Raw genomic sequence first — 7,048 nt, 5'->3', positions numbered from 1 at the left:
TAGTGCCGGCAACAGCAAGCGCCACTCGTGCAGACCGGCTTGAGCCTGCAGGATCTCCGTTAACTGGGACAGCGGCCAACCTTGACCCGGCAACTCGCTATCCAGGCCGGCATGTCCGCTAGGTATGACGTGCTGAGTCTGTCGAGTCAGTTCATTGCCACGCCAGACCCCCTGCAATTCGGCAGGAGGCACCGCATGAAGACGCAAAGACGCAATGGCTGACATGGTTCTGATCTCTTTGGCAGACCATCAACGCCAGGCCGCCCGTGCGCGGTCTCGCACCAAGACAGCGGGTCGCTGGGCCTGGCCCATGCCCGGCTGCCTGTCTTGCGCAGTCGCTTGCGGCCAGACCACCGTATCAAAGCGTTTGGCCATGGACTCGGTAATGAAACGGCTGCGCGGTGCGTAGAGATGCCGGTCACCCGAAGCCGACTGCTGGGTAACGTAGAAACGGTGCGGCACGATCAGATGCAGATGATCGCGGGCGCGGGTCATGGCCACGTAGAGCAGGCGGCGCTCCTCCTCGATCTCGGCGGCATTGCCTGTACTCAGATCCGATGGCATGCAGCCATCGACCACGTTGAGCACATGCACGGACTTCCACTCCTGGCCTTTGGCTGAGTGAATGGTGGAAAGGATCAGGTAATCCTCATCCAGGTGCGGCGGACCAGCCAGGTCGCCGGTCGCCTCGGGCGGATCAAGTGTCAGCTCGGCCAGGAAGCGCTCCCGAGAGCTGTAGCCCGAAGCCATGCGGACGAGTTGCTCCAAATCGCCCTTGCGCACTGGAGCATCGTCATGCAAGCGCTCCAGATGCGGGGTGTACCAGCGCATGGCTAGTTCCATGTCGGCGGGCCAGGTACGTTGTGGGAGAGTCAGCGCACGATAGAGCTGCACAAAAGACTGCCAGTCCTCGGCCACATTGGCATTGACCTCGAAACGCTCAACAGCGACAGTTGGTTCCGGAGCCTCAGAGATGAGTTCGAGCAGACGTGTGGCTGTGGCCGGACCGATACCCGGCATCAGCTGCAGCACCCGAAACCCCGCCATGCGGCCGCGTGGGTTCTGCGCGAAACGCAGGACCGCCAGCAGGTCTTTGATGTGCGAAGCTTCCAGAAATTTGAGGCCACCGAACTTAACGAAGGGGATGTTGCGTCGCATGAGCTCCAGCTCAAGCGCAGCGCTATGCGAGGAAGTCCGAAACAGAACGGCCTGGGACTTGAGGTTGAGGCCCGCTTCGCGGTGATCCAGGATCCGGTCCACCACCCAGCGCGCCTGGCCGGCTTCGTCCGGGACCATGACTAATTGCGGCTTGATGCTGCTGGCCTTGTCAGTCCAGAGCTCCTTGGCATGGCGCTCACTGGCCTCGGCAATCACGGCATTGGAGGCATCGAGGATCGGCTGCGTTGACCGGTAGTTGCGCTCCAGAGTGACGATGCGCGCGGGCTGGCTGAACTGCTGGGGGAAGTCCAGGATGTTTCGCACTGTCGCCCCACGAAAACTGTAGATGCTCTGGGCATCGTCGCCCACCACGGTGACGCCTGCGCCATCGGGTTTGAGTCCCAACAAGACGGAGGCCTGCAGTCGATTGGTGTCCTGGTACTCGTCGATCAGGACGTGGTCGAAGCGGCTGCCGACCTCAGCTGCCAGCGTCGGCTCCGACATCATCTCGGACCAGAACAGCAGCAGGTCGTCGTAGTCCAGCACGTTCTGGGACTGTTTGGCCTCCACGTAGCCGCCGAAGAGTCGTTTGAGCTCGGCTTCCCACTGGTTGCACCAAGGATAGGTCTGTTGAAGCACCTCGGTCAGAGATGCCTGGCTGTTGACCACCCGCGAATAGATGGACAGGCATGTGCCTTTGCGCGGGAAACGGTCCTTTGTTGAATCAAAACCCAGTTCATGCCGCACCAGGCCCAGCAGGTCTTCCGCATCTCCACGGTCATGGATGGTGAAGGATTCGTCCAAGCCGATGCGCCCAGCGTAGTCACGGAGCAGCCTGGCGCCAATACTGTGAAAGGTGCCCGCCCAGGGCAGATGGGGCGGCTCTTTGGACGCCATGCCCATGACCTGCTGAAGGACCAGGCCGGCTCGCCGTTCCATCTCAGCCGCCGCACGACGCGAGAAGGTCAGCAGCAGCATGCGCTGCGGATCGGCCCCATGCAGGATCAGGTTGGCCACGCGGTGGGCCAGCGTGTTGGTTTTGCCGGAGCCGGCGCCCGCGATGACAAGCAACGGGCGGGTATCAAGAGCCTGGCTGTCCAGACCGTGTTCGGCCGCGGCGCGCTGCTCGACATTCAGGGAGCCCAACGGGTCTGGGCGGGCCTGCTGAATAGATCCGACGGCAGGCGAAATCAATGTGGTGGTCATGGTCGTGACTGTCGTGTGTGGCAACAGGCAGGATTCGAAAAAACGCTCTCGATTGGGGTCGCACTGACACGGCTATCAGCGCAAACGCCCGCCACCCAAGGGAGATCGGCAATTACTGGTAAAGTATCCAGTGACTGTATTTTTAATCAGTTAACTGGTTTTTGGCAAGTACTTGATCAGATGCTTGGCTGGATCTGCCTAATAGGTAGGCAAGCCGTGGGCAGGCCTCATGCTGGCGCCCTTTCCGGCGATGTAACCGGGCTTATGCACAGGTTTGGGCACAATCTCTGTGGACAAGTGAGAGGAACGGGATCAGTTCATGTGCAGTCACTACGAAGGCGTACGCAATCGCGAGAGGTTCCTGAAGCACTTCCGGGCGGAGCCGCCAGCGGACATGGGAAAACTCGACGTGTGGCCAGGCTACGAGGCGTGCTTCATCCGCCGGCACGAACACGCAGACGTGGGAGATGACGCTGTGCCAGAGCGTGAAGTCATGCTCGGTAGGTACGGCCTGATCGCGCCTTGGGTGAAAGAACTCAAGGTGGTCCGCAATACCTACAACGCTCGCATCGAAACCGTCGCAACGAAGCCGACCTTCCGAAGTGCGTGGCACAAGGCGCAGCATTGCATTGTTCCTGCCGATGCCTTCTATGAGCCAGACTACCGACTCAACCCAACACGATCAGTGCCAGCCAAGATTGGCCGCGCGGACGAATCACCGATGGGAATCGCTGGTCTTTGGGAGAGCTGGATAGCGCCAGATGGCAGAAAGATTCTGAGCATCACCATGCTGACGATCAATGCGGACGATCACCCTTTGATGAAGAACTTCCATAAGCCATCCGACGAAAAACGAATGGTGGTCATCCTTCCTGAAGAGAAGTACGAAGCATGGCTCAGCGCTTCTGCGGAAGAAAGCCTGGATTTCTGCATGCCGTACCCAGCGGAGAAGATGGTCGCGACTTCCGACGTTTCCCCGGGGAGCCTTCTTTGAAGGTCGGATTGCGCCTCGCCATCGCAGCCTCTTTGTGCTGGGTCCTCGCTGCCCATGCATTGAGCTATGAGGGACTGGTCGTGAAGGTCAAAGACGGCGACACGGTAACGCTGCTCGATTCTGACAAAAGGTCGCATGAGGTTCGGCTGGCCGGCATTGATGCCCCTGAAAAGAAGCAGGCGTTTGGGCAACGATCGAAACAGAGCTTGAGCGACCTCGCCTACATGCAGAAGGCGACAGTCGACTTCGACAAGAAGGACCGATACGGCCGAGAGGTTGGCAAGATCCTGGTGAACGAACGTGACGTCAATCTCGAACAAATCAAGCGCGGCATGGCATGGGTCTATCGGCAATATCAGCGGGAGTTGTCTAAAGAAGATCGGGTGCTCTATGACCATGCTGAGGGAGAAGCCAAGCTGTCAGTGCGCGGACTGTGGGCAGATGCGGCTCCGACGCCGCCGTGGGATTTCCGTCAAGCCCAAAAGTCAGACTAGCATCTGTCTGGAGCGATCGACTCCCGCCCAGTAGTCAGCGCAAACCAATAGGGCCGTCAAAGCGAGCCGGCACGGCGACCAATTGAAACGAGAATACGCATGAATGCCCTACCAGGGACCCAAACCCTTTCGTCGTTCGATCGAAAATGCGTGAGCCTACTTTGACCTAGTCGCGATAGAAACGACTTTACCTATGTCCAACTTCTTGCTCTCCTCCCGAAGGCGCGCAAGTTCACCTTCAAGGCGCTCGAGAATACCGCGCGCATGAGTAAGTTCATGCTGAGTTTGATGGAGCAGTAATTCAGTATCTCGATGAGCCTGTAGAAGGCACTCATACTGACGCTTCCAGTCAGAAATGCGGTCGACAAGTGAGCGCCTTGCTTTCACGGTTCCGATGGATTTCTCGGCCTTTACGCGATCAAGCCATTGCCTTACCTCCTCCCCAAGTGAACTCAGGCTTCGGGTGAAAAGTGAAGTTGGATGTATGGATGCCCGTCGAGCGACCTCGGCTGAGGAAAGTGCACCATTCCTATGAGGATAAATCCCGTCGTTCTCCCGGATTTCTTGCTCGATGACCTTCAGGGCGGATCTCACGCGAGCCCTCACGTCTTCCGTTCGCATCGCTCCACGCCGCTTGGCGGCTTCTTTAACTGCTCGATAGCGATCTGACATCTCAAGCTCCATTCACTACAATTTCAGCTCTCTCTTCCGCGGCCTGTTGCACGATTTTCCGTACTGATGCGTCGCCCATCCACTTCCTCCCGATGTCTGCAAACCGGTTGATATTCACTTTCACTTGGGCTGCCCATAGCGCCTGCATCAATTCGTCACCGCGATCGCCTGCTTCGTTAAATGCCTTGACTGCCTCACATATAGATGCATCCACATCGCCGCGAAGAAACGCCTCCTCGAGTCGGTGACGACAGTGGCTTTGACATCGCGCGGGCTCCGGGGCACCTTTGTTCTTGTTGCATGGACCAACCTCGGTCCCCGGAAATTTTGTGCAAATTACCCCTGGCCGAACAAACTGCCAAGCCTTACCCTGCAAAGTTAAGATCTCCGCAAGCTCGTACGCGCTCTCCGCGCCCCAAATGTCACCACGCCGGTGGAGCCGATCGCGATGCACCTTTATTGCAGTGTCAATCATTTGCGCTGCTTGGCCACCAAGCCCACCATAGGTCTTCTGATCTTGTTCATCTTCGGCTGCGACGATGATCTCGACACTCTCCTTCGCTTTCATCACACGCAGCTCCCTGGCGACCTTCTGGATATCCGCTTGCAAGTTCTCGTCCGCGAGAATGTAGTAGAGCGTCATCTCGATGCTCTTGTGTCCAAATACGTCTTTTAGGACTTTAGGGGCTTGAGTTATTGCAAGTGCGCCAAGACGGGCGACCGTCTTTCTGAATCGATGGACGGCGATGCCTTGATCATCGGGATCTGGCGTCATCTCAATTGACCGAGCGAACGATCGCAATGCCGAGCTTGTGTTGCGCAGCGCTGCAGTCCTGTTCGACCGGCCTCCACCAATTTCCGCCCAAAGGTGTTTTGGCGCGCCCTCGAGCGACAACATACTTCGTCCGCCTCGCTTTGGCCTCGCGGTGCCGATCTGATCAACTATCCTGATCAACCGAACCTGCTGCTCAATTGCAAGTATTGCCATTTCGGGAAGAACCCATTCTCGAATCGCGCCGTCGTGTCGATCAACCAGCTTCCATGTTCTACCGGATGCATAAGGAATGCCATCCTTTGCGTACTGAATACATTCCCGATCCAACGTCACTATCTCGGACTTTCGCGCTCCCATCGAAAGTCCAACAACAAAGAAATGCGCCAGCCATCGAACGGCAATGCACCATTCTTCCAAGCGCGATAGATGTTGTCGGAAGTGACCCGACCACCTGTCGATTCATTTAGGAACAGATGCACCGCTCTACCAATACGACTCTTCCGTTCCCTCGGGTCTGGCGATTGGTTGATCCATTTCCTTAGCGCCAAGTTGCGGCGATTTAGGCGGAACGAGTCAACCTTCTCTGCAAGTAGGAGCGGTATGTGAATTGTTCGTACTGGCCCAATTTTGTCGCCATTGTCTTCGCCATAGTCCGGCCCTTTAGTACCGTATTTGACGTCTATCAGAACCTGTTGTTCCGACTTTGGCGCGTCGGCATTCGAGAGGTGCCAGTCCCCCATATCTATCGGGACAGAGTCGACTCGGAGTGATGCGACCTCCTCGATTCGCAATCCTGTGAGGAGGATAGTCTCGCAGGCCAACCCAAGTGAGTAGCCACTGTTTTCATACACGCTCTTCAACCAGGTTCTCACCTCATCCTCGGTCGGCATACGGAGCCTGCGTTTGTTTTGCCTGACTTTCCCGATTCGACGCTCAACCTTTATTGCTCGAAAACCTACAGCGCTCGTCGCGCCGCCTGCCTTAAATCTCGCACTCTCGGTCAAGAATTCGAACGGGCCGCGATGGCCTTTGTCATGCATCCAAGTGAGGAAGTCGCAAGCTTGTTGAACGCGCAGGTTGACCGTAACAGGAGTCAATGCTGCGCGGTTCCGCGACCAAATGCCGCTGAGCATTTCGGATTGGTATCTGTCTTGGAGATGATCCGCGTAGTTGCAGGTAGCCAATGGCACGTCCCGCACTTCGGCCCATTCCAGAAAGTTGGCGAGCCAGTGCGCATAGTTTTTAACTGTTTGACGACTCAACGGATTCGATCGCCGCCCTTTGCCTCGTGTCTCAGGGGACCAAACCCCCAACCCTCGATCAATGAGGTATTGGCTTGCCAACCTGTGGTATCCAGGACGACTGTCGAGAATGAAAGGCAGATGTGCCACCTTTCCGAACCCCGCCTTTGTAGTGACGCCGATGTCGCTGTAACAGACTTTCATACTGGTTCTTCCTCATCGTTCTTGCCCTACTGGTCCTTCGTGGGCAGCCTGGCCACTATCCATCGAATAATCTAATCACATCCGTGTAACATAGAAGTTATTGCCATCGACCAAGGCGTACATGGGGGAGCACCGGCATCAAGGGGAAACGGACAACAAGCGAGGGCTTCAATAGCGAAACTGCTTGATGGCGGCAGTGACCACACCCCAGATTTCCAGGGTCTGGCCGTCCTTTGGAACGATGTCTGGAAAGGTGGGGTTAGCCGCTTTGAGCTTGATGCGGCCTTGGCGCTGATAAAGCAGC

The 7,048-nt window shown here is 57.1% G+C and carries 6 protein-coding genes and 1 pseudogene; 2 read left to right on the top strand and 5 right to left on the bottom strand.

Annotated elements, in window-relative coordinates; all coding sequences use genetic code 11:
* Together CDE01S_RS18900 and CDE01S_RS17570 are read right to left on the bottom strand one after the other, a co-directional pair.
* A pseudogene (locus CDE01S_RS18900) lies at nucleotides 1-225 on the bottom strand (translesion DNA synthesis-associated protein ImuA); the annotation flags it as partial.
* A 24-nt stretch (nucleotides 226-249) separates the two neighbouring features.
* Nucleotides 250-2,364 (bottom strand): ATP-dependent helicase, encoded by a 2,115-nt coding sequence (locus CDE01S_RS17570; RefSeq protein ID WP_066710743.1) that lies wholly within the window; start codon nucleotides 2,362-2,364, stop codon nucleotides 250-252.
* A gap of 319 nt (nucleotides 2,365-2,683) precedes the next feature.
* Here CDE01S_RS17570 and CDE01S_RS17565 point away from each other — a divergent pair, with 319 nt between their 5' ends.
* The gene (locus tag CDE01S_RS17565; protein ID WP_066710740.1) at nucleotides 2,684-3,358 is read left to right on the top strand and encodes an SOS response-associated peptidase; all 675 of its coding nucleotides are present in this window, start codon (nucleotides 2,684-2,686) and stop codon (nucleotides 3,356-3,358) included.
* Entirely contained in the window at nucleotides 3,355-3,852 is a 498-nt protein-coding gene (locus CDE01S_RS17560) for a thermonuclease family protein (protein ID WP_245636219.1), read from the top strand. The genes CDE01S_RS17565 and CDE01S_RS17560 overlap by 4 nt, the downstream gene beginning before the upstream one ends.
* 673 nt (nucleotides 3,853-4,525) lie before the next feature.
* On the opposite strand, the gene CDE01S_RS18610 is transcribed toward CDE01S_RS17560, so the two are convergent.
* The 3 genes from CDE01S_RS18610 to CDE01S_RS19110 all read right to left on the bottom strand — a co-directional run.
* Nucleotides 4,526-5,716, bottom strand: a complete 1,191-nt coding sequence (locus tag CDE01S_RS18610; RefSeq protein WP_157077192.1) for a site-specific integrase — start codon at nucleotides 5,714-5,716, stop codon at nucleotides 4,526-4,528.
* A complete protein-coding gene (locus CDE01S_RS17550) occupies nucleotides 5,632-6,744 on the bottom strand; it encodes a site-specific integrase (RefSeq protein ID WP_157077191.1) in 1,113 nt (370 codons plus the stop codon). Before CDE01S_RS17550 ends, CDE01S_RS18610 begins: the two co-directional genes overlap by 85 nt.
* Nucleotides 6,745-6,912: 168 nt before the next feature.
* Nucleotides 6,913-7,048 (bottom strand): LexA family protein (locus tag CDE01S_RS19110; RefSeq protein WP_369406372.1); only part of this gene is annotated, 136 nt, incomplete at its 5' end.

The sequence above is a fragment of the Curvibacter delicatus NBRC 14919 genome, assembly GCF_001592265.1.
In the GTDB taxonomy this organism is placed as follows: Bacteria; Pseudomonadota; Gammaproteobacteria; order Burkholderiales; family Burkholderiaceae_C; genus Hylemonella; species Hylemonella delicata.
The sequence above is the reverse complement of the archived record's forward strand: the minus strand, read 5'-3'. Positions and strand labels throughout refer to the sequence as shown.